Annotated in this window: 19 protein-coding genes and 3 pseudogenes; 17 read left to right on the forward strand and 5 right to left on the reverse strand. The window is 36.3% G+C overall.

The features are described from left to right. Positions 1–5: 5 nt before the first annotated feature. Positions 6–710 carry an ABC transporter ATP-binding protein gene (locus tag LZ480_RS02395; RefSeq protein ID WP_241367756.1) on the forward strand — a complete coding sequence of 235 codons (705 nt, stop codon included), beginning with the start codon at positions 6–8 and terminating at the stop codon, positions 708–710. 226 nt (positions 711–936) lie between these two features. Here the strand turns inward: LZ480_RS02395 and LZ480_RS02400 are convergent. After that, positions 937–1,088: pseudogene (locus LZ480_RS02400) on the reverse strand (manganese catalase family protein); the annotation flags it as partial. Between the two features lie 474 nt (positions 1,089–1,562). Between LZ480_RS02400 and LZ480_RS02405 the strand changes: the two are divergent. The 9 genes and pseudogenes from LZ480_RS02405 (at position 1,563) to LZ480_RS02440 (ending at position 8,969) form a co-directional block, all read left to right on the forward strand. Continuing rightward, entirely contained in the window at positions 1,563–1,811 is a 249-nt protein-coding gene (locus tag LZ480_RS02405) for an acyl carrier protein (protein ID WP_241367757.1), read from the forward strand. Beyond that, a complete protein-coding gene (locus tag LZ480_RS02410; protein ID WP_241367759.1) occupies positions 1,804–3,198 on the forward strand; it encodes an AMP-binding protein in 1,395 nt (464 codons plus the stop codon). Before LZ480_RS02405 ends, LZ480_RS02410 begins: the two co-directional genes overlap by 8 nt. A gap of 253 nt (positions 3,199–3,451) precedes the next feature. Then, complete coding sequence (locus tag LZ480_RS02415; RefSeq protein WP_241367760.1) at positions 3,452–4,903, forward strand: MBOAT family O-acyltransferase; 1,452 nt, start codon at positions 3,452–3,454, stop codon at positions 4,901–4,903. Positions 4,904–4,984: 81 nt separating this feature from the next. Then, positions 4,985–5,905 carry a hypothetical protein gene (locus tag LZ480_RS02420; RefSeq protein ID WP_241367761.1) on the forward strand — a complete coding sequence of 307 codons (921 nt, stop codon included), beginning with the start codon at positions 4,985–4,987 and terminating at the stop codon, positions 5,903–5,905. A 174-nt stretch (positions 5,906–6,079) separates the two neighbouring features. Continuing rightward, positions 6,080–6,334 (forward strand): annotated as a pseudogene (locus LZ480_RS02425) (recombinase family protein); the annotation flags it as partial. 80 nt (positions 6,335–6,414) lie between these two features. Beyond that, the gene (locus LZ480_RS02430; RefSeq protein WP_241367765.1) at positions 6,415–6,948 is read left to right on the forward strand and encodes a sigma-70 family RNA polymerase sigma factor; all 534 of its coding nucleotides are present in this window, start codon (positions 6,415–6,417) and stop codon (positions 6,946–6,948) included. Then, positions 6,941–7,969: a DUF4179 domain-containing protein gene (locus LZ480_RS02435; protein WP_241367766.1), complete on the forward strand. Its 1,029-nt coding sequence runs from the start codon at positions 6,941–6,943 to the stop codon at positions 7,967–7,969. The genes LZ480_RS02430 and LZ480_RS02435 overlap by 8 nt, the downstream gene beginning before the upstream one ends. 141 nt (positions 7,970–8,110) lie before the next feature. Then, positions 8,111–8,269 (forward strand): annotated as a pseudogene (locus LZ480_RS20030) (sunset domain-containing protein); the annotation flags it as partial. A gap of 175 nt (positions 8,270–8,444) precedes the next feature. Further along, complete coding sequence (locus tag LZ480_RS02440) at positions 8,445–8,969, forward strand: YceI family protein (protein WP_241367768.1); 525 nt, start codon at positions 8,445–8,447, stop codon at positions 8,967–8,969. A gap of 277 nt (positions 8,970–9,246) precedes the next feature. On the opposite strand, the gene LZ480_RS02445 is transcribed toward LZ480_RS02440, so the two are convergent. Together LZ480_RS02445 and LZ480_RS02450 are read right to left on the reverse strand one after the other, a co-directional pair. Beyond that, a complete protein-coding gene (locus LZ480_RS02445) occupies positions 9,247–9,753 on the reverse strand; it encodes a hypothetical protein (protein ID WP_241367769.1) in 507 nt (168 codons plus the stop codon). 227 nt (positions 9,754–9,980) lie between these two features. Then, a complete protein-coding gene (locus LZ480_RS02450; protein ID WP_241367771.1) occupies positions 9,981–10,133 on the reverse strand; it encodes a hypothetical protein in 153 nt (50 codons plus the stop codon). Between the two features lie 243 nt (positions 10,134–10,376). On the opposite strand from LZ480_RS02450, the gene LZ480_RS02455 reads away from it, so the two are divergent. Then, entirely contained in the window at positions 10,377–11,765 is a 1,389-nt protein-coding gene (locus tag LZ480_RS02455) for an aldehyde dehydrogenase (RefSeq protein WP_241367772.1), read from the forward strand. Between the two features lie 233 nt (positions 11,766–11,998). Here the strand turns inward: LZ480_RS02455 and LZ480_RS02460 are convergent, their stop codons facing one another. Next, the gene (locus LZ480_RS02460) at positions 11,999–13,081 is read right to left on the reverse strand and encodes a PAS domain S-box protein (protein WP_241367774.1); all 1,083 of its coding nucleotides are present in this window, start codon (positions 13,079–13,081) and stop codon (positions 11,999–12,001) included. Positions 13,082–13,828: 747 nt separating this feature from the next. On the opposite strand from LZ480_RS02460, the gene LZ480_RS02465 reads away from it, so the two are divergent. The 3 genes from LZ480_RS02465 to LZ480_RS02475 all read left to right on the forward strand — a co-directional run bounded on the left by LZ480_RS02465 (position 13,829) and on the right by LZ480_RS02475 (position 17,819). Further along, the gene (locus tag LZ480_RS02465; protein WP_241367775.1) at positions 13,829–15,298 is read left to right on the forward strand and encodes a UDP-N-acetylmuramoyl-L-alanyl-D-glutamate--2,6-diaminopimelate ligase; all 1,470 of its coding nucleotides are present in this window, start codon (positions 13,829–13,831) and stop codon (positions 15,296–15,298) included. Between the two features lie 322 nt (positions 15,299–15,620). Next, positions 15,621–16,181 carry a VanZ family protein gene (locus LZ480_RS02470; RefSeq protein ID WP_241367776.1) on the forward strand — a complete coding sequence of 187 codons (561 nt, stop codon included), beginning with the start codon at positions 15,621–15,623 and terminating at the stop codon, positions 16,179–16,181. A 66-nt stretch (positions 16,182–16,247) separates the two neighbouring features. Next, the gene (locus tag LZ480_RS02475; protein WP_241367777.1) at positions 16,248–17,819 is read left to right on the forward strand and encodes a peptide chain release factor 3; all 1,572 of its coding nucleotides are present in this window, start codon (positions 16,248–16,250) and stop codon (positions 17,817–17,819) included. Between the two features lie 75 nt (positions 17,820–17,894). On the opposite strand, the gene LZ480_RS02480 is transcribed toward LZ480_RS02475, so the two are convergent. Beyond that, positions 17,895–18,662, reverse strand: a complete 768-nt coding sequence (locus LZ480_RS02480; RefSeq protein ID WP_241367779.1) for an NRDE family protein — start codon at positions 18,660–18,662, stop codon at positions 17,895–17,897. Between the two features lie 141 nt (positions 18,663–18,803). Between LZ480_RS02480 and LZ480_RS02485 the strand changes: the two genes are divergently transcribed. The 3 genes from LZ480_RS02485 to LZ480_RS02495 all read left to right on the forward strand — a co-directional run bounded on the left by LZ480_RS02485 (position 18,804) and on the right by LZ480_RS02495 (position 24,048). Further along, the gene (locus LZ480_RS02485; protein ID WP_241367781.1) at positions 18,804–21,842 is read left to right on the forward strand and encodes an efflux RND transporter permease subunit; all 3,039 of its coding nucleotides are present in this window, start codon (positions 18,804–18,806) and stop codon (positions 21,840–21,842) included. 29 nt (positions 21,843–21,871) lie between these two features. Further along, positions 21,872–22,954 (forward strand): SDR family oxidoreductase, encoded by a 1,083-nt coding sequence (locus LZ480_RS02490; protein ID WP_241367783.1) that lies wholly within the window; start codon positions 21,872–21,874, stop codon positions 22,952–22,954. 341 nt (positions 22,955–23,295) lie between these two features. Then, positions 23,296–24,048 carry a TerC family protein gene (locus tag LZ480_RS02495; RefSeq protein ID WP_241367784.1) on the forward strand — a complete coding sequence of 251 codons (753 nt, stop codon included), beginning with the start codon at positions 23,296–23,298 and terminating at the stop codon, positions 24,046–24,048. Positions 24,049–24,105 lie beyond the last annotated feature (57 nt).

The raw sequence follows: 24,105 nt of genomic DNA on the forward strand, positions 1-24,105 counted from the left end.
CTAACATGTACTTATCTATTGAAAATTTATGCTTTTCATATCCTTCAGCAAAGGAAGAAACGATCCAATCATTTACGATATCAATTGAAAAGGGCGATGTCATTTCAATTTTAGGACGAAGTGGAAGTGGTAAAAGTACGATATTGCGCATATTAGCAGGGTTAGAATATGCAAGTAAAGGCTCTTTTTATATAAATGATGAAGTGATATTTGACAGTAAAACATTTATTCAACCAGAAAAACGTGATATTGGGATGGTGTTTCAGGATTATGCATTATTTCCACATATGACTGTCGGTAAGAATATATTATTCGGTATTGCACATTTAGCAAAAGAAGATCGACGTAAAAGATTAAAGGAAGTGTTAGAGCTGGTGGAAATGGAGGACTATGAAGATAGGTACCCTCATCAGTTGAGTGGCGGGCAACAGCAGCGTATTGCGATTGCAAGAGCACTTGCACCTAACCCTCGTTTACTATTATTAGACGAGCCTTTTAGTAACTTAGATACCGAGCTTCAAGTAAAAATTAGAAAAGAATTACGTGACATTTTAAAACGTGCAAATATTACATCTATTTTTGTTACGCATGATGAAGACGATGCCCACGTTATCGCTGATTTTATCGTGAAATTAAAAAACGGAAGAATCGAACAAATGGGAAATCCATGCGATATTTTAAAGGAAGAGAAAAAGATCGTCTTCTCCTAGTTTGAGGGCTGTCTAAAAACCTCCATTAAAATTGAGAAGAGCAAACATTCATTTATAAATCCTCATCACCTATTAAATGGGCGATGAGGATTTATTGGTAAAAGTTCAGAAAGATAAATTTTAAATCAAGGACTTCGAAATCACGCAGTCTCCTTGAGGTTGAATTAGCGCAATCGATCTTATTTTGGAAATTTATTAATTTCTACTTGAACATTCATGGCGCCTCGACAACTTTGTCAGGAATAGAGTAGCGTTGGTTCATATATCGGAGAGCTGCGGCGATTTCGCCGTCAGTACCGTAATGTCGACTGGGATTTTAGCTAGTTTGAGGTAACAGGTGCTTACTTTTACGGGGTATTGTAGCTTTTTTTCGTATATCTACGTTTATAACTGTGAATCAGGCAATAAAGCCCTTATTTTAGTTATTGACCTACTGAAAAGCGTTATGCTAGAATCAAATCTGCAAATGATTCTCGTTATCAAGGGGAGATAATGAAAATGTGCTAATAAGTGCTGTCTCGGTGAAAAATAACAGAATGATTGAATTGGGCAATCCATAATGGTTGCGCTTTTTGTCCATTAATTCTTCCAACGATATTCTAAATATTTTTCTTCGAGCTAGAGTGCTTTTTAAGTACTTAATAAAATCGGGCTAAAGTGTGCATTATCCTCGACAAAAAAGTATAACTTCAGACAGATCTAATATGGATTAGGTTACCGTAATTTTCAGGTGCATCATCTTCAAGATGTGGTTGCTGAACCCTAGAAAATTTGTCAGATATAGAAACTGTTTGAGCTAACAAGATTTTCACACAGCTGCAGGAGAAACTAATTATTGAAAGGGTGTAAATGATGAGAAATATCGAAAAATATAGAAATGCATTTATCAATGTGCTGGACTTAGAGGAAGATGAGGTATGTGAAGATTTAGCACTTGGAGTAACAAGAGAATGGGATTCAATTGGACACATGACACTCATTTCTGAGATTGAGGATGTTTTTGATGTCTCATTAGATTCTGAATTGATTACAGAGTTTGATTCTTACTTGTCAGGAATGGAGCTATTGAAACGCTTGGGAGTAGACTTTATTAATGAATAGTTTCAAAAAATTTGAGGAGTTTGGGAACCGCACCGCTGTATATGCTGAACGAGAATATTCTTACTATGAAATGATAGAAATTGCTGACGCTATCTGTGGTAATGTAGGTGAAAGAACGCTCGTTTTTTGTTTATGTTCAAATAATAAAGAGTCTTTATTTGGCTACGTGGGCTTTATTAGAGGTGGTGTTGTACCTGTACTTTTGGATGCATCCATCCATATTGATCGGTTGCGTAGACTCATTAACCTTTATAAGCCTACATACATTTGGGCAAGTAATGAAAATCAAGACCTATTAAAAGTAATGGATAGTTCATTTGTGTTTGGAGATTACACATTATATAAGTGTTCGACATTTTTCCAACATGATCTTGATGAACATCTTGCACTCCTTTTAACAACCTCTGGAAGTACTGGGAGCCCAAAATTTGTTCGCTTAAGTTATGAAAATATTTTCAAAAATGCTGAATCCATAGCGAAGTACCTTGACATCAATGCAGACGATAAACCGATAACAACACTTCCAATGAATTACTCCTATGGTCTTTCTATCATCAATAGTCATTTCATATGTGGGGCGACGATAATTGTAACGGATGCATCTATCATGAAAAAAGAGTTTTGGGACTTATGTAGAGAGCAACGAGTAACAACTTTTGGAGGAGTTCCTTTCATATATGAGATGCTTAATAGGCTGAAGTTTGAAGAGTTTAATCTTCCAAGTTTAAAAAAACTAACTCAAGCAGGTGGAAAATTAAGCTCAACTCTATCGTCCAAGTTTGCTAAAGTATGTAATCAGAAAGGAATTCAATTTTTTACCATGTACGGTCAAACTGAAGCAACGGCGCGGATGACCTATTTACCATGTGAAAAAAATCTCGATAAAGTCGGAAGTATTGGTATTGCCATTCCAGATGGAGAACTGATTCTGCAAGATGATAATGGCAACAAAATTACAGCGCCTAATGTTATTGGCGAATTGATATACAAAGGAGCAAATGTTTCTTTGGGGTATGCTGAGTCGTTATTCGATCTTTCGAAAAAAGATGAGAACAACGGTATTTTGCAAACAGGTGATTTGGCTTACTTTGATCAGGATGGGTATTATTTTATATCTGGCCGAATCAAAAGAATGATTAAAGTCTATGGAAACCGTATCAGCCTAGATGAAGTTGAAGGACTTTTAAATGAGCATGGTCATGATTGTATATGCGCTGGGACGGATGACCAAATGTATATTTACACATTAAAAGAAGATCGTGTTCAAATTAAAAAAATAATTAAGGAAAAATTAAACTTAAAGGGCTTTGAAATTATGAGAATTGAGGAAATCCCACGTAATCATTTTGGAAAAATCCTCTATTCTGAGTTACCTAAATATGGATAATTTATAATCACCTGAACCCGTAACAGGAAATGTGATACACATGACAAAACCTTAAATACTGAGATCTGAAACTGAGTGTGCACCTTCGAGGTGAAACATTGAAATAACGTGAAACCTACATTAGTACATGGTTTATTAGTTCTTAAGCGTTTCGTCGACACATTTCAGGGTTTCACGGAACTTGGACAACTTTAGGGTTATTTTTTGCCTCGTTTTTTGAAAAATCTTAAGTTTATTTTTATCAGGTGATTGGATGAGTTTTATATCTATTGAGTTTCTTCTATTTCTCGCAATAATCGTTTTTACTTATTATTTAATCCCACATCGATTGAGATGGATTCTTTTATTAGTAGCAAGTTACGTTTTTTACGCTATCTTGAGTATTCAATTTATACCTTTACTACTTGCAAGCACAGCTTTTACTTATTTTACTGGAATTATAATTGAAAAACAGCAGACAAAAAAACAGAAGAAAAAAGTCATGCTAGTTGGTATTTCCGTATTATTATTTTTTCTCGGTTGGTTTAAATATTTTAATTTTGTAAATGAATCACTTCGAGCGATTGCAAAATACATGGATTGGAATTATACCGTACCATACCAAGAAATTGTCCTGCCATTAGCCATTTCTTTTTATACATTTCAGGCAGTAAGTTATCTTGTGGATATCTACTATGGAAAGCAAAAGGCAGAAAGACATTACGGTTATTTTTCCATATTTTTTGCATTTTTTCCACAGTTGGTTGCTGGGCCGATTGAACGTGCTAAGAAATTACTTCCGCAATTTAAAGTTGAACAGAATTTTAATTATGAAAATTTAACCTATGGGATGAAGCGAATCGCATGGGGTTTTTTTAAGAAGACATTAATTGCAGATCGACTAGCTCCAATTGTATCAAGTGTTTTCGATAGTCCTAACCCGACTGGTTCACAAATCGTACTAGCTACTATTCTGTTCTCGATACAATTGTTCGCTGATTTTTCAGCATGCAGTGACATTGCCATCGGTTGTGCAAGAATGCTGGGGATAAATTTGACAGAAAACTTTAAGCAACCGCATTTTGCTGTTTCGATATCGGATTTTTGGAGTAGATGGCATATAACGCTCTCTACATGGCTCAGGGACTATATCTTTGTCCCGTTATGTAAGGGGAAAAAGAAGAGAATTGAAATTTATTTAGCAATTGTGATTACTTTTTTAGTAAGCGGCATTTGGCACGGAGCCGCTTGGACTTTTGTTTTATGGGGTCTAATTCATGGGTTTTATCGCGTGTTTGGAGATTATACAAAACATTTTCGTGAAAAAATGGCTTCATTTATTCATTTGGATAGAAGTCCAGTGCTGCATAAATGGATGAAAATTGCTATAACTTTCCTGCTAGTTTGCTTTTCTAGAGTTTTTTTTCGATCGGATTCCGTTACACATGCATTTGAAAATGCACAGCTTTTCTTAACAATTAACTCCTGGAGACCATCGGGAATTGTTAAAGCATTTGAAATATTTTCGCTACTAGATTTAGTGATTTTCATTTTTTTCTTTATTATTGTACAAATATTTCAGTATATCGAAAGAAAAAATGTTTCAACATGGGAATGGCTATCGCAACGCTCGATATTCGCTAGATTTGCATTTTATATTTTTATCATTGTTTCAGTCCTTATATTCGGTGTCTCGGGTGAGGGGTTTGTTTATGGTGGATTTTAATCTAAATGCAAATTATATAGGTAATTTTGGTTACGTTTTATTCGTGAGCCATTTAGTAATTTTAGTAAAAGAAGCAATGTATTGAAAGGATTTGCTATGGGACGTTTATTCATTAAGTTAACAATTATCATTACTGTTGTTTTACTACTGTTTATTCCAGTAAATAACTTTGTAAAGAATTCTCATGATTACAACATAAACCATGCAATACTGGCGTTTAAGGAACACCCATATCCAGTTGATATCATTAATCTAGGCGCATCTCATTCAATGTATGGTTATTATTTTAAGCCTACTGGTTTGTCCCATCTGGACTTAGCACTTCCAGCTCAGACGATTCAGTACGACTATAAATTGTTGAGAGAGTATGGCAAGTATCTTAAACCTGATGGTGTAGTCATCGTTTCCATATCTCAAATTACTTTCGCAAATTCTGAGACCAATCACGTAGGAAATTATTATGAAGTTTTGGATCGCACCGAAATTGAACCGTTTAATTTAATTGATTATTACAGTTACTTGTACTTACCTGGGACAGATAGTGGAAGTTTTAATTCTGCGCTTTCGGGTAAATTGAAAAGTTTTAAATGGGATTCTCATCAACCTTGGGCAAATAACGGTAAAAACTATTCGGAAAGAAAGTATGCGAAAGTAGAAGAACAATATAGAGAAGCGGTTGAAAACGATAACATTGAACGAAATGTGAAGCAGTTAAGAGAAATTGTAGATTATTGTAGCGAGAAAGGCTACCAAGTAATATTAACGATGGAGCCAGTTCATCAGTCTTATCAAGAATATTTCAATGAAGAAGTAATGAATAGACTTGTTTTTCAGTATTTAAACGCTCTTGAATTAGATGTCCCTTTTTTAAATTATATGAGCGATCAGAGATTTGAAGACAACAGAGATTTTTTTATCGATCCAGATCATTTAAACAGAGAGGGAAGAAAAAAGTTTTCTTGGATAGTTTACAAGGACCTCAAGAAATTGGGCTATTTATGAGTGATTTATATTACTAATATTGTGATTAACTTATTTAAATGTGAAGATTTATTTTCTATTGATGCCCATTTAAACAGGGTGTAACATAGTTTGTGCTTATATCTCCCGGAAGACAAGAATTGTATTTCAATACTTGCCTTCCAGGAGATTTTTTAATGTCTACAACGCACTTTGGTAATGGCTGCCTTTAGTGAACTAAATCGAGAAATGATTAAAGAGAAGCAACAATCAGGAATTAAATTGGCCAAGCAAAAGGGGAAATATCGAGGAAGAGTTAAAAAATATACAGATAAGCATCAAGGTATGAATCATGCCATTGAATTACGTAAAACTACCAATAAAACTGTAAAGGAGATATGTGCAATTACAGGAATCAGTCAGGCGGCATTTTATCGTAGGCTAAAGGAAATGGAAAAAGATAATGGATAACAATTTTAATATATTTAATTATTTTGCAACCAATTTACTTCCTCATTCGACTTTATTGTGTAACGGAGAGGAGAACCAAAATGGATATAGCAAAATTAGTGAAAAAAGCAAGAAAGGGTGATGATGAAGCATTTGAACAACTGATTGATTCTGTTCGACAAAAGCTGTATCGAACAGCCTATGCATATGTTAGAAATGAACAAGATACTCTTGATGTCTATCAAGAAACAATTTATACAGCCTATATTTCAATAAAGACATTAAAAAAGCCTGAACATTTTTCGAGTTGGATTACAAAAATTCTAGTTTTTAAATCGATTGATTTTATTCGGAAAGAGTCTCGCCAGTTTACTACAGATAATGAGGAAATCTTTACTGAATTAATCTCTTCTGAAAATGTTGATTTTATCATGCATTCGATGGATTTATCAGAAGCATTTAAATTCTTAAATCCTACTGTTAAGACCATTATTTTGTTGAGGTATTATCACGATTTGTCCATTAAGGAAATTGCCACCATTATGAATTACCCGGAAGGAACCGTGAAATCACACTTAAATCGCGCGAAAAAAGAGTTAAGACCCATTTTAAAGGAGGGCTATCTTTATGAATAAAGACAAATTCAATCGATCCATCGACAACATAAATGTACCTGTTGAAAAGCTAATGGCTAGGGAGAAGGCGGCTATCTTTCAAGCCAAGAAAAAAAGAAAAGCCGGAAGAACCACAAAACGGTCAATCTTGGTAGCGTGTGGGTTATGTCTATCTTTGCTTGGTTCTGGATTTGTTTCAACAGGCATGGCGGAAGCATTATCAAATATTCCTCTAATTGGTCCAATTTATAAGGACTTTAGAGACATTGCCTCAGAGAAAATAGAACACGATCAACTTACGACAGTAATTGATAAACAAGATAGTAAAAACGGCTTAACAATGACTGTAAAAGAAGCAGCTTATGATGGCAACCGGTTAATCGTAACAGTAGTTTACACAGGTCAAAAAGAACTTTCGATGGAAGAAGAAAAGGCCGGCTTTAGCTATATAACAATTAATGGACAACAAGAAATTAAACCAATAATTGGTTCAACAGGTCAGGACGACATAAACTCGAAAACAATAATTGAACATCATCAATTTACCTTCTCAAAATATAATGAATTTGGCGATAACATTGAGATTGAGGTCCATGGAGAAAACTTATTTGGCTATGAGGGCAAATTGAAGGTGGCTTTCCCACTTGAAAAAATAGAAGGCGATGTGTTTGAGTTTTATCCAAAGGTTACAACTAAAACGGTTGATGATGTTTATAAGGTAACAGCGGACAAAGTAACCTTTTCACCTCTATCAACCAGAATAGACCTAACGATTGATTACCCTGCTGAAATGGATAAAAACGATACTTGGCCATGGTTTGATTTCTCTGTAGTTGATGATAATGGTCAGGTATATGATAAACTGAAACTACAAGCAGGCATGGTTTTTGGGAACTATGGTCATCATATGGTACTGACTTTACCTCCAATGGATACAATACCAAAATCATTTACACTTAAGCCAAGTCGACAAAATAGTGAAGGTTTTAGAGAAGAAATAAAGGAATTAGAATTGGTCGTTCCTTTAAATAAAAGTAAATAATGACCTCGTTTGCTCATATCGCGGAAGTACCTTAAGCTAATGAACACGCGATAGTTGAATAACGAGTTATATTAAAAGCCGTAATGAAAGCCGGATTCCATAGCCATTGGAATCCGGCTTTTTCACATTAAATTTTCTTAACGTAATGGTAGTTGTGAAATTAAAGGAAATATCAATACTAAAGGAAATAAAATTTACCATATGCCAGGACAACGTGATTATGGAAAAAGAGTAGCAGAGGAAATGTTCTGTAATGTAGATGAAGTTGAAGCGGCTAGATTTATTCTTGCGATAAAGTAATGCGAAAAGATATATTTTTTTGAAATGGACGATTCATTAAAGTAAAAAAATGTGCTGAAGGCAACAATCCTTTAGCATATTTTTTGTTTTGAATATTTTTCCTTGGAGTAAGCATATATTATGAACTGTTAAGAATAGCTGATAGACAATTGCAATTTCGAGGAGGAATTTCGTCATGGCACAATGGACAGTGGATTTATCGCATTCTAGTATTGACTTTCAAGTGAAGCATATGATGGTTACAAAGGTTAAAGGCACATTTGATTCTTTTAGCGCCAATGTAGTAGCAGAGAGTTTAGAAGATTTAACAGACGCATCAATTTCTATTGACATTGATGCCGCAATGATTAATACAAAAAATGTAGAACGTGATAATCACTTAAAATCGGGGGATTTCTTTGATGTAGAGAATTTCCCTTTGATTAAATTTCAATCGACTCATATTACAAAATCAGATGATGATTATAACCTTACTGGTGACTTAACGATTAAAGACGTGACAAAGCCTGTAACATTTAAAGTGAGATACAACGGTAAAGGTACAAATCCTTGGGGTGTTGAAGTGTACGGCTTTGAAGGGAAAACGAAAATTAATCGAGAAGAGTTCGGTTTAACATGGAATGCCTCACTTGAAACGGGTGGTGTATTAGTAGGGAAGGACATAAAAATTTCAGTAGCTATGGAAGTCAATTCAAATTAAAAGTTACAAGGCATGCGAGTTATTGGCGTATGTCTTTTAAAGTGTTTATGAATGAAACGCAAAAATTCGGAATTATTCGGCGATGATGCAGCAACGCAACACTGAGAGCCGCGACAATCCACATTGCAATTTACATGAAATGTTGCATCAAGTATTTTAAAAAGCTGTAGGGAATCGTTGACTGGCGAATCCCTACAGCTTTTGTCCCTAAAAGCCCGATTAGTGAAGGGTAATGCTCTGTAGGGGATGAGGAAACCCCACAGAGCAAAGTTTCACTTTATTTGACTTGTTCAAGCTTGATGTATGTTATTGCTGATGTTGGTAAGTCTTGATAAGAAATTTCGTCAATAGAGCGAACTGTTTTTGAGTCGATTGTTAATGTCAGAGCTTCTGTATTTTTACTTTTCACATTCATAAACCATTTTAAAGTGACGTCATTAATACTGTTCACATATTGAATCTCTTTTAATAGGTTGTAGCTATCTTTTAATAATGTCTTTTCATCGATAAATTCAGATGCTTGTAAGGAAATATCAATATTTTGTGTATCGTCAATGATGTCAATTTCCATATTTAACATAATATTTTCAACAAATTGATGCAAAATAATTTGAGAAATGGCGTTCATTGTTTCGATTTTTAATTGCTCTGGTGAGATGGCCGCCTGTGTTTCTTCAATTCTTTTTTGATCTCTTGCTTCGTTACTTTTTATAATAAATTGTACCGACACAGCGCCAACAAAAATAATTAGTACAACGAGCATTATTTTTAAAAATTTGTTCAAATGAAGGATGCCTCCTTTTGCAACGTGGCTAGATTAAAGCGCGAACTTTTTAGTCGGGCCCTCCAAAGCTTGAGGTTCACACGATGTGAATCATTGGAAGCTTGCCATATGGACATTACGTTCTGCCTTACTCGGAGCTAAACGGGCACTTTATCAAAAAGCACATAATTAATTATGCCACAAAAAAATACTAAAAGGACTGCCAATTGTGACAGTCCTTAAAAAAGTTAAGTATTTGATTCTTCAGTTGGAAGCGTTGCTGCATATTCGTTGAAGTATAAAAATGATTCGTCCTCTAATTGTTGGATTTTTTGTTCGTTTAAACCAATGGATAATGGGCCAGAAAAAATTTCGCCCCACCAAGTTTCAGTTATCATCATTGTTATATCCCCCTTTGTACGATAGTTATGCAATGCATAGTATGTTTGATTAGGATTAGTAGATAGTAATAAATTTCACAGTACATAAAATTTGTAAATTTATTTTTTAGTTAATTCGCTGGATTGTGAAAGTTCCTCCTTTGTTGTGCGGAATTTTTCTTGAAACTGTAGTAGTTAATACTATAGTTAATATGTGAGAAGCGTTATAATTTATGCATAGATTTTACAGAAAGGGTGAAAAAAATGAATTTTACAGCACAAGATGTGGAACGAATGATTGATGATCAACGTAGCTTTTATTTTACAGGTTCAACAAAGGATGTTGAATTTCGTAAGCAACAGCTACTTAATTTAAAGAAAACCATTAAAAAATACGAATCACAAGTGATCGAGGCGCTCGCATTGGATTTAGGAAAAAGTGAATTTGAGGCGTACTCTACTGAAATCGGCATTGTTTATGATAGTATTTCAAATTTTATAAAAAATCTATCGGCTTGGATGGTACCAGAGCCGATAAAAACGCCCCTTCACTTCCAACCAGCAAAGAGTTATATTGTACGTGAACCTTATGGGGTGGTATGTATTATTGGGCCCTTTAACTATCCTTTCCAATTAATTATGGAACCATTAATTGGCGCAATAATTGGAGGGAATACAGCAATTGTTAAACCCTCAGAAGCAGCGGTGCATACTGCAGTTATTGTGAAAAAAATTATTGAAGAAACTTTCCCTGCAAACTATGTAAGAGTAGTGGAGGGAGAAAGAGAAGAAGTGACAGCACTTATTCATGCACCATTTGATTATATTTTCTTTACAGGTAGTGTAGCGGTAGGGAAAATCATTGCAAAAGCAGCGGCGGAACGTTTAACACCAATTGCACTTGAATTAGGTGGGAAAAGTCCTGTAATTATTGACCAAACAGCAAATTTAGAAGTTGCAGCACAGCGTATCGTTTGGGGGAAATTTAATAATACAGGCCAAACTTGTGTGGCACCTGATTATGTACTCGTGCATGAAGCGGTTGCAAAAAAGTTTGTAAAGCTTTTGAAAAAGACTATTCGTGAATTTTATGGAGATGATCCACAGCAAAGTCCAGATTATGGTCGTATTATAAATACACGACAATTTGAACGTTTGGAAAATTTGCTCAATGAAGAGCGTTCTACAGTAACATTTGGTGGGCGTACGGACCGTGAAGATTTATATATGGAACCGACTATATTAGAAAATATTAAGTGGGATAGCCCGTCAATGGAAGATGAGCTATTTGGACCAATTTTACCAATTTTAATGTTTGAACATTTACCAAAAGCAATTCATGAAATTCGTCAGCTTCCAAAACCGCTAAGTGCCTATCTATTCTCGGAAAATGACAAGGCAATTAACTATTTCTTACAAGAGCTTCCATTCGGTGGAGGCTGTGTTAATGATGTCATTACCCATGTAGGCAATGGTCATTTACCATTTGGTGGGGTAGGTCCATCGGGCGTGAAGGCTTATCACGGGAAAGCAAGTTTTGATAACTTTACACATCCAAAATCGATTATGCATCGTTCAAACAAATTAGCAAATAGCTTACTTTATCCCCCATACAAGCAAAAAGTAAAGCTCGTTCGCACGATTATGAAATAATAAAAAGGATTTGTCCGAGAAGTATTTCTGGGACAAATCCTTGCGCCGAGGATGGAGGCTAGCACGAAGATAGTCATGAATGCGTTGTCACAGGACTTGACGCTTTTAGCATTCGCTCTTTCCTTCTGACCACCGCCCTCAAGCGGTAAATTAACACATGAACGAGGGGCTGCCCGAAAAGTATATACTTTTCGAGCAGCCCCTTTTTCAAAAGAAGCGACTATGGAAAAATTTTATGATTGAACAACAGGGAAAGATAGCAATATTTCTGTCCCGACCTCTTCTTGACTTTTAATTTTTATCGTACCGTGATGGTCTTGAATAATTTTGTTAATCACCATCATACCTAGCCCAGTACCTTTTGTTTTCGTCGTATAAAACGGTTCAAAAATACGCTCCAATACATAAGAAGGGATCCCACAACCTGTATCTTTTAAACGAATAAAGATTTCGTTATTATCCTTGCTGGGGAACACTTCTAAAGTAATTGTTCCTCCGTCTTTAATAGCTTCCATTGCGTTTTTAAATAGGTTAATAAATATTTGCTTAATTTCATTTGCATTCCCTAAAATGATGACATCAGGATAATTATTTTGAAGAATGATATCGATGGATTTCTGCTGAAATTCAAATTGGAAAAATTGAATAATGTCATCAAAAATTTTAGCTAAGTGAATGTTAACGAATTGATTTACCTGCGGGCGTGATAATACAAGGAATTCAGACAAAATTAATTCAATACGCTCCGTTTCTTTTTGAATAAGCTTTGTATGTTCATAATATGGCGAATTCGAATCTTCATTCATCATTTGCACAAAACCTGAAATTACGGTCATAGGATTGCGAATTTCATGTGCTACGCCGGCTGCGATTTCCCCCACAACCTTTAATTTTTCAGATTGTAAAATAAGATTTTCGTTTTCCTTAACGTGGGAAATATCCCGAGAAATAATGGAGGAAGCAATAATTTCGCCATGGGAATTATAAATAGGCGATAAGGAAATTTGCACATCAAAAATAGTCCCATCTTTTCGCATATCTGTCGTTTCAAAAAGATAATAGTGACTGCCCTTTCGAAGCTCTTTCGCGCGACTTCTCGCACCCTCCAAATTTTTAGGTGGAATAAGAGGCAGTGAACGGCCAATAGCCTCTGTTTTGGACCAACCATATAATTTTTCAAACGCTGGGTTGACAGTAATGACGCGATCTTCTAAATCGAATACAGCAATTGAATCCTCAGCCTGTTCAAAAAATAAATTTAAATAGGCCTGCTTAGAATTTAAATGATACTCACGTGCGTCGACTCGTTTTTCCAACCTTGCCCAAGTCTTTATAATGTAATAACTTTGCAAACTACTAACAATGCAAACTATTAATAAAAAGAAGAAAAGTAAGTAGTTCTCTTCTATTTGGAAAATTTTAATTGAGTAAACATTAAATTTAAAAAGTATAATAATCTCAACTAAAATTAAAATAATGTTGGTGAAGTTAATTAAAAAAGAACGATAAATAGTTAAAACACCTATTAAATACACGAAACTGTAAATTGTAATCGGGCTATCACTTTGAAAATTATAAAGGAAAAGTAAAATATGCCAATTCGCAAGTAAAAACATCTGAAAAATTTTCGGATTTATTTTAAATAAATAAAGCGTGACAAGTAAAGCAGTGCTAAATCCACAAAAAAGTAAATAGCTGTAATGATGATGAAATTGCTGGGAAACTATTACCAAAATTACGACAAAATTAGAAAATAAATAGGTGATAAGTGTAAGAAAATTTCGTTTATTTAATATTTCTTGTTGCTGCATGGTACACCTCAACTAGTAAACTGTTTAACTTCTATCATACACGAATTCACTATGTCGATAAATGACGAATTTTGATATGATAGAGATGGTTAGAAATGAGAAAATTTATTTCATAGTTATTTTTGCTAGAGAGATGTTTAAAAACATAGAATTTTCGTTGGAACAGCAGTATGATGTTTATTACTAATAACAAAATAATCGTAAATGGAATTTTTCATACGCAAATAGATTGTAATTGTGGGGGAACAAATAATGTACGCAGAAGAACTTTTAAGCACACTGATGCAAAAAAGAATAGTCGGGCAATTACCGAGAGTAATTAAAGATGTCGCAATTGATTCACGTAGTGTACAGCCGAGTAGCTTATTCATTTGTATTAAGGGCTTTACAGTAGATGGACACGACTTTGCTCAAAAAGCTGTTGACGCTGGTGCAACTGTAATCGTAACGGAACGTCTATTACAATTAGAGGGTGAAGTAGCGCAAGTGATTGTGAATAGCACCGATCGTACGCTTGGCATATTAGCGGCGAAATTTTTTGATTACCCATCAAAAGATTTAACGATGATTGGGGTAACGGGTACGAATGGGAAGACAAGTGTAGCGGGTATTATTCATAATATTTTTGTCGGTCTTGGTGAAAAATCGGCTCTATCGGGAACAATTGGTTTTAATTTAAACGGTGTGCTTTATGAGTCAGCAAATACAACGAGCGACGCTTTAAATACTCAGCAAATGATTTTCCGTGCAAAAATGGAAGGCTGCCGCGCAATGGTAATGGAAGTATCTTCACATGGTTTACAGCTAGGTCGTTTAGCAGGTGTGGATTATGATGTAGCAGTATTTACTAACCTAACGCATGACCATCTCGATTTCCACGGAACAATGGAAAACTACGGGAATGCAAAAGGCTTATTGTTCTCGCAATTAGGGCAAGACTTAGAAAAAAATAAGCATGTGGTATTAAATGCAGATGATGCTTGGTCAGCGCGCTACGCAGAGATGACACCGTTCCCAATTTGGACATACGGTATTAATAATGATGCAATCTTCAAGGCAGAAAACTGTCGCTATGAAAATGGTATGACGTACTTTGATATGATTACGCCAGAGGGAACATTCCCGATTGCGATGCATTTATTAGGTGAATTTAATGTGTACAATGTATTAGCAGCAATGGCTGTCTTTTATGCACGTCAATTCCCGATTGAGGCGATTATTGAGCAAATTGAAAAGTTGCCACCTGTAAAAGGGCGTATGGAAAAAGTAGATACAGAATTACCAATTCAAATTTTTATTGATTACGCACATACACCAGACGCAATTGAAAAAGCAATCAATGCTGCATTACCATACAAAAAGCGAGAAAATAAATTAATTTTCTTAGTAGGTACAGGCGGAGGCCGTGATAAAACGAAGCGTCCAACGATGGCGGAAAAAGCATCGGTAGCTGATTATGTTATTTTAACAACAGACGACCCTCGTTATGAAGAGTTCGATAGCATTACTGGTGATTTAGCAAAAGGAATGCAGCATGACAACTTTACTTGTATTGGTGACCGTGCTGAGGCAGTCAAACATGCAATCAGTATAGCGGAACCTGGAGATATTATTATCTTTGCTGGTAAGGGGCACGAAGACTATCAAATTATTGAAAATACAAAATATCCGCATAGTGATGCACAAATTGCGATTGAAGCTGGAAAATTAAAATTTGTTTAACTGGATTCAGCAGGGGTTCAAACCTGGCTGAATAGGGGATCGAAGGCTAAAAGCGTCACGTCCTGTAACAACGCCTTCGTGATCAACTTCGTGTTGACCTAATGCCCTGGCGGATGTCACAGTTTTTTAGGGGAGTTTTAAAGAGGAAGTCAGCCTAAAGACGTCACATCGTGTGACAACGGCTGACTGACCCACGTCCTGTGGCCCCGAGCTCGAAAAAAATCTGGACCGCCGAGGCGTAATTGATCGAATATATTATTACTCCATCGTTTTAGGCGTGAAAGCGTAAACGATGGATTTTTTTTGGAGGTGAAGAGGCAATATGATTCGTTCGTTTTTATTGGATATGGTAGGCTATTGTCTCATTAGCCTGCCGTTTTATATGGTGATAAGAATGTTATATATGCGAAAGCAAAATAAAAATTGGTCGCGTGAAATTGTAATGATGCTCTTTTTCCTATATTGTGTCAGTATTTTTTCACAAACAATTATTCCGAATTTCTATATAGATGAAGGGCGGGTTATTTTTGATACGTCGAATGCATTTATTCGCAGTAATTTCACCCCCTTAACAACGATTCGTCTTTATTATGATCAATTAGATGGTCCGATTGCACAAATTGCCTTTTATAACTTAGTTGGCAATATTGTGCTATTCATTCCATTTGGCTTTTTTATGCCACTGCTTTGGAAAAAATTACGTAGCTGGCGGAAAATGCATATTATTGCGTTTGCGATTCCGTTATTTATTGAATGTACACAATATTTTATTGGTCGTAGTATCGATGTGGATGATGTTTTACTAAATGCAATTGCGATTGTTTTGGGCTTCGTTATGTACAAGGTGTTGCACCGTCTTCGTAAATTCGTGATTGACAAGTAAAAAAGGTTGTAACGAGTGTACAATGTCTTTTAAAATAAGAAAGTATGAAAAAAGGAGACGAAAACAATGACTTTAGAACAAGATATATTATCTCGTCGTACGTTTGCTATCATTTCCCACCCGGATGCTGGTAAAACGACGATTACAGAAAAATTATTATTATTCGGTGGTGCCATCCGTGACGCTGGTACAGTAAAAGGGAAGAAATCAGGAAAATTTGCAACGTCTGACTGGATGGAAATTGAAAAGCAACGTGGTATCTCTGTAACTTCTTCTGTTATGCAATTTGATTACTCTGGTTGTCGTGTCAACATTTTAGATACACCTGGTCACCAAGATTTCTCAGAAGATACGTATCGTACACTGATGGCAGTAGACTCTGCTGTCATGGTAGTTGATGCTGCAAAAGGAATCGAGGCACAAACGTTAAAGCTATTTAAAGTATGTAAAATGCGCGGTATTCCAATTTTCACATTCATCAACAAATTAGACCGTCAAGGGAAAGAGCCGCTTGAGCTAATTGAAGAATTAGAAGAAGTACTTGGCATTTCAGCTTTTCCAATGAACTGGCCAATCGGTATGGGGAAAGAATTCCTAGGGATTTATGACCGTTACAACAACCGTATTGAACAATTCCGTACAGAAGAAGCAGATCGTTATTTACCGTTAAATGAAGAAGGCGCTTTAGCCGTAGAGCATCCAATGAAAGTAACTTCATATTATACGCAAGCAATAGACGATATCGAACTATTAAACGAAGCGGGTAACCAATATTCTGAGGAAAAAATTCGTCGTGGGGAATTAACGCCAGTATTCTTTGGTTCGGCATTAACAAACTTCGGGGTACAAACATTCCTTGACACGTATTTAAAGTTCGCACCAGTGCCACAGCCTCGTATTACAGAGGATGAGCAATTTATCGATCCAGTAGAGCATTCAGAGTTCTCAGGCTTCATTTTTAAAATTCAAGCAAACATGAACCCTGCTCACCGTGACCGTATTGCATTTGTGCGTATCGTTTCTGGTAAATTTGAGCGCGGAATGAATATGACCTTAGCGCGTACAAGTAAATCATTCAAAGTTACGCAATCGACACAGTTTTTAGCGGATGACCGTGAAACAGTTGATGAGGCTGTTGCAGGTGATATTATTGGTCTTTATGATACAGGTACGTACCAAATTGGTGATACCGTTGTGGGCGGAAAGAAAACGTTCAACTTCGAAAAATTACCGCAGTTCACACCGGAAATTTTCATGCGCGTTTCGGCGAAAAACGTAATGAAAGGGAAGCAATTCCAAAAGGGTGTGCTCCAACTAGTACAAGAAGGCGCGATCCAATACTTCAAAACATTACACACAGAAGAAGTCATTCTAGGTGCGGTTGGTCAACTTCAATTTGAGGTATTTCAACACCGTATGAATAATGAGTATAATGTTGAAGTAACAATGGAACCAATTGGTAGCAAAATTGCACGCTGGATTGAAAATGAGGAAGACGTAAAGGATTCAATGCACTCTCAACGTTCGATGTTAGTGCGTGACCGTTTTGACAACAAAGTATTCTTATTCGAAAATGAATTCGCAATGCGTTGGTTCTCAGAGAAAAACGAAAACATTCAATTATATAGCTTATTATAAGAAAAAGCCGGCAACACTTGGTCAAAGTGTTACCGGCTTTTTTTGTTCTTAGATTGGGATGAGTTAGCTAGTCACCTAATAAGGTACATTATTTATTTCAAACAACTTATCAAACGCAAATTCGCCTTGTTCGTATGTACGTTCTTGTAGATGGATGTGGCCGTTTTTGTTGATAGTAATGGCTGTAGAACATCTTGTGCCGTAATTTGCTAACTTGACGAATGCTGCGGATAGAGCGCGTTCTAGGTAGATGCCAACGCCTGTATCGGGCAATGAATCGTCTGGAGCTGTTGCATCATTTGCGAGTAATGAAATGAGTTGATTTGTTTCGATTGTTTCGTCATCAACCGCTTGTTGCAGTACCTTTGCTGCGAAAGTTACTTTTGGCCATGGTGAGTTGAGTGTTGCATTACTGACGCTATGTACACCAGGAAGAACAACTGTGTGCTCGTCCAACACGTTATTGTAATGCTGCATTTGTTCGCCATCATATAGCAGTACATTAAACCCAACGTATAAATCCTTATTGCCCCGTAATTCCTCAACAAAATCTGCGCTTGTTTGTTCAGTATTTAAAAAAGACTTTACAATTGCGCCACGCGATAAATGACCAGTTTCAGGTCGATTTGGGTCACGATAATTTGTAATTGCAGCAAAGCGGCCAGTTTTCGACACGCCAAGCCAACTACCATTCATTCGCAAATCCCTTCCTGCCAAAATATTTGGTGAATCGTCCCAAAAGTGAACCGCTTCAGTAGGGCGCTCATAAAATTCATCACGGTTGGCAATAATGATTATTGGAAAATCAGGGTGTGTTTGATAAGCAAATGCGATTAAACACATAAAATCGCCTCCTAAATCTTGTTTTGTAATTTGTAACATTTTACCATGAGACTTGTGATTTTTGTTTTGTTATAAAGGGAAATTTTATAGAATACTCGAATGTTAAATAAAATACGCACAAAATGAAAGGGTTTCACATCTATGAATATAAGCAAATTCTCGATAAATCGACCTGTATTTACAATAGTCACCATGCTATTTGTATTATTACTAGGAGCCGTGTCGTTATTTAAAATCCCGATTACGCTCATTCCAGATTTAAATCCACCAATAGGGGTAGTTGTAACAAGCTATCCTGGCGCAAGCCCTATAGAAGTAAATGAAAAGGTGACAAAGCCTTTAGAGCAATCACTCGCGACATTGCCAGGAATTAAAAAAGTTCAATCAACTTCTATGGAAAACTCCAATTTAATTGTTCTAGAGTTTAACTGGTCAACGGATATGGACAAGGTGCAGACAGAAATTTTACAGCGCATTGATTTAGTACCGCTACCAGATGATGCAGGGCAGCCAAGATTTTTAAAATTTGATCCATCTCAATTTCCGGTCATTCAGCTTGCATTAGCTGCGAAAAATAAGGATATCGATGTCCGTCAAATTGCTGAGTCATTAGAACAAGAATTGAAACGAACTGACGGGGTAGCAAGTGTAACTGTATCTGGAAAAATTATTGAAGAAATTCAAATTGAATTAGATCCGGCGAAACTAGAACAGCAAAACCTAACCCAAACGGATGTCATGCAAATGGTGCAGGCAAGTAATATTTCATTGCCTGGTGCGGAGTTGAACACGCAAGAAGGACAATTATTAACGACGCGTGTCATTAGTTTGTTTACTTCTGCTGATCAAATTGCGGATTTAACAATATCGGTTAATCCACTAACTGGAGAAGTATTAAAGGTAAGTGATGTCGCAACAGTGAAGCGTCAAGAACCGCAAGCAACGACGATTACTCGAGCGAATGATCAGCCAGCTGTGCTTATTTCGGTGCTACAGGAATCGGGTGCAAATACAGCCAGTGTATCCGAAAAATTTCAAGCTGAACTGAATCGTTTGTTAGATGAGCCGCAATATGAAGGGGTCGAGGCAACGATTTTATTTGACCAAGGTGATTATGTCCGAATTGCCATTAGCAATATTAGTTCTTCATTAATTTTCGGTGGGCTATTTGCAATGCTCGTATTATTTGTTTTTTTACGAGGATTTAAAAGCCCGCTTATTATCGGTATTGCTATCCCGTATTCCGTTATTGTGACGTTTGTGCTCATGTATTTTGCCGACTTTTCGCTAAACATAATGACACTTGGTGCACTGGCACTTGGAATCGGAATGCTCGTTGACAATGCGATTGTAGTAATTGAAAATATTGAGCGGCATTTGGAACAAGGCACTTCACCAACTGCAGCTGCTATTAATGGAACAAAGGAAGTCGCGTTAGCCATTACAGCCTCAACCATAACGACAATAGCTGTATTTGTTCCTGTTATGTTTATTAGTGGCTTAATCGGAAAAATTTTTACGGAGTTTGCATTAACGATTTCATTTAGTTTAATTGCGTCGCTTATAGTCTCATTAACGGTTGTTCCTATGTTTGCTAGCAAATTTTTAACGACAAAATCTACGAAGCTAACCGAAAAGCGACAAACTTCGTGGTTATATCGAAATTATAAAAAGGCACTGTATTGGGCATTGGAAAAAAAAGCTGTTGTACTATCGGTAACGGTTCTATTACTCGCAGTTTCAGGATTTTCACTTTACAAAACAGGTACAGAATTTTTACCTGCAACCGATGAAGGCTTTGTCACATTATCGGTGAAATTACCAAATGGTGTATCAATCGAAAAAACAGAAGAAGTTGTATCCGAATTAGAAACGATAGCCAAAGAATACGATGAAGTAGATGTTGTAGTCAGTTTAATTGGTGGAAATCAGCAATCACTTTCACGCGGCACAAGTAATCCAAATGAGGCGGAAATTTCGATAAAATTAGTTGATTTATCGGTCCGTTCGCGATCTGTTTTTGATATTGTTGAGCAATTAGAACAGCAAGTGAAAAGTCAAATAGGTGAGCGAGCGGAAGTGGCGTTTTCATTATCCTCGTCAACAGGTTCTACGCCAAATACGTTATCATTCCGTGCGACAGACAGTGATGAGGCGCGTTTAAATGAGTCGGTAACAAAGATTCAGCAACAGCTCTCTCAAGTTGATTCGATTACGGAAGTAACAACGGATTTAGATGAGACAAAAGAGGAAATCCAAATTGAAATAAAACGTGATGAAGCTTTGAAGTACGGTGTATTACCAGCGCAAATTGCTCAAATCGTTAATACAATGATGCGTGGTGCATTTACGACACAAATCATTGCTGAAGATGGTGAGGTACTTGGCGTGTATACAGGGTTTGGAAAAGCCTATCGTGAAAATATCGAAGCTTTAAAGACGATGAAATTAAGGACAAATGCTGGAGTATTTGTGGAATTACAGGAGCTTGCCCATATCGAAATTATGCAAATGCAAACGGCTATTCGTCGGTCAGATCAAGCATCTGCAGTGGCGATATTCGTGAAATATAAAACAACGGAGTCACTTAGCGGTATTTCAACTAAAGTAGATAAGGCAATCGAGCAAGCGAACATCCCTAATACTACAAAAATAATATTCGGTGGAGATCGTGAATTATTTGATAGCGCAAAGCACGATATGATTTTGGCAATAATTTTAGCCGTCATACTCATTTATTTAGTGATGGGTGCACAGTTTGAATCGTTTAAATTGCCATTTGTTATGATATTTAGTGTCCCATTAATGGTAATAGGTGTTGCTATATCATTGTGGTTTACGAATACATTACTTGGGGTAACCGCTATTATTGGCATTTTAATTTTAGTTGGTATTGTTGTGAATAACGGGATTGTGCTTGTTGATTATATTAACCAAAAGCGTCAGCAAGGATTCGATGTTCAAGAAGCTATAGTGACAGGGGCACAAGACCGGATGCGACCTATTTTAATGACCGCTTTAACAACGATTTTAGGGCTAGTACCCCTTGCATTAGGAATTGGGGAAGGAACGGAAATGAATCAACCAATGGCGATCGTTGTTATCGGAGGATTAATTAGTTCAACATTTTTGACATTATTTATCGTACCAATTATTTATCGTTTAATAGAAAGAGACTAATCATGTTGCTAGCAAAGGGGGAAAAATCAGTGGGTAGTCACTTTGTTACAGGCTTTCCGGGATTTGTTGCAACCCATTTAATTTACGAGCTATTTAAACAAAAGGTAACGTCTGAAGTCATTGCCATTGTACAATCCGATGAATTAGCATGCGCAAAAGTTGTTGCGCAAGAAATAGAGCAGCAATTTGAACAGTGCCAAATCATACTGTTTGAAGGCGATATTACATTACCGAATCTCGATTTGGCTGATGCAGATGTTCAGCTAATTGCACCAAAAATCTCGATAATCTGGCATTTAGCCGGTGAGCATAATTTGATGATTAAGCGTGAAAAAGCATGGAAAGTAAATGTTCATGGAACTGCAAACGTCAATGACTTTACTGGCAAATTGCCGAATTTAAAACGCTATATGTATTTTAGTACGGCATTTATTGCAGGGAAACGACAAGGTGAAATTTTGGAAATGGAGTTAATTCGCCCATCTGCATTTCATAACTTTCTAGAGGAATCAAAATTTGAGGCAGAGCTACTAGTAGATGATTTAAAATTAGAGCTACCGGTAACGATTATTCGGCCAACGATGATTTATGGGCATTCTCAAACAGGGAGAACTCAGCGCTTTGATGGCATCTATTTTTTGATGAATATGATTGGTTATTTGAAAAACCAAATGTTGTTTCCTCAAGTCGGTAGTAAAAATACCGATTTTCAAGTTGTCGCATTAGATTATGTAGTCAATGCGAGTATCGCGCTTTGTTTAAATGACCAAGCTGAAGGTGAGACGGTACATTTAACAGATATAAATCTATATAAAGTAATAGATGTCTATCAAAGGCTCGTACAATTAATGACAAAGCGCAAAACTTTTAGTACATTACCGCTAGGCATTGCTAAAGTAATGTTAGAGCAATCAAGTATTCGAACTGCCTGGCATGTACCGCCGCAAATGATTGATTATTTAGACCATGCGGCATGCTTTGACACAAAGGACTGTGAGCGATTATTGGAACATGCGAATATGGAGTGGGTTAATTTACTCGAAGTGTTACCAAACTTAGTGGATTTTTATGAAAATAACAAGCATTTAACGACCTATCATGTAAAAATTTGATATCTTACAAAAGATTTAATTGATTTTTTTTCGCTTTATCGTATAATAAATATATTAGTTGAATATCCATTTGACATTTGTCAAAGGGGAGTAGCTATAAGGGATTTTTTCTTACATGTCGAATTAAAGCGCGTAAGATTATAAAAATGAACTTATTTCACATTCGTCATTACATGGTTAGGAACCATCGGGTGTGATAGCATCAGTTTGCTTAGCAAGACCTTTGCCTATACTAATAGGCAGAGGTCTTTTCTTTTTTGGCCTTTTGGGTGTTTTTTCAACTTACAATATGAAGCCCATTTAAAATGGGTACACATCTTTATTAAGGAGGAGAACTGTTCATGGAAACTATTTTATTGGAATATGCATGGGTCTTACTTGTATTAGTATTCCTTGAAGGATTATTAGCGGCAGATAACGCAGTAGTTATGGCGGTAATGGTAAAACATTTACCGAAAGAGCAGCAGAAAAAAGCATTATTTTATGGATTATTTGGGGCGTTTATATTCCGTTTCATTGCACTATTCTTAATCACATTCCTAGCAAAATATTGGGAAATTCAAGCGATTGGTGCAGCATATTTACTGTTTATTTCGATAAAGCATTTATATGATAATCATTACAAAAAAGAAGAAGAGCACAAGGATGCTGTTGAGAAAAAAGGTTCTGGCTTCTGGATGACTGTTTTAAAGGTAGAGTTAGCAGATATCGCCTTTGCGATTGACTCAATGTTAGCTGCAGTTGCCATTGCAATGACATTACCACATATTAGTGATATTGATATCGGTGGAATTAACGCGGGACCATTCACAGTTATGTTCTTAGGTGGATTCATTGGTCTTGTTATTATGCGATTTGCGGCACAAATGTTCGTTAAATTATTAAACGATTACCCAACATTAGAAACTGCAGCCTTCTTAATCGTTGGTTGGGTAGGGGTAAAATTAGCGGTATTAGCGTTAGCTCACGAAAACCTTGCAATTATTGATCCACACTTCCCACACTCAACAACATGGCAAGTTATATTCTGGGTTGTCTTACTTGGTATAGCAATCGGTGGCTATGTTGCAGGTGTAATGAAAAATAAAAAATAAAAAGTATAATAATCAGCTGAATAATGGGGGTACTTCAATAATCGAAGTATCTCCTTT

This window comes from Solibacillus palustris, assembly GCF_022549215.1.
Lineage (GTDB): Bacteria > Bacillota > Bacilli > Bacillales_A > Planococcaceae > Solibacillus > Solibacillus daqui.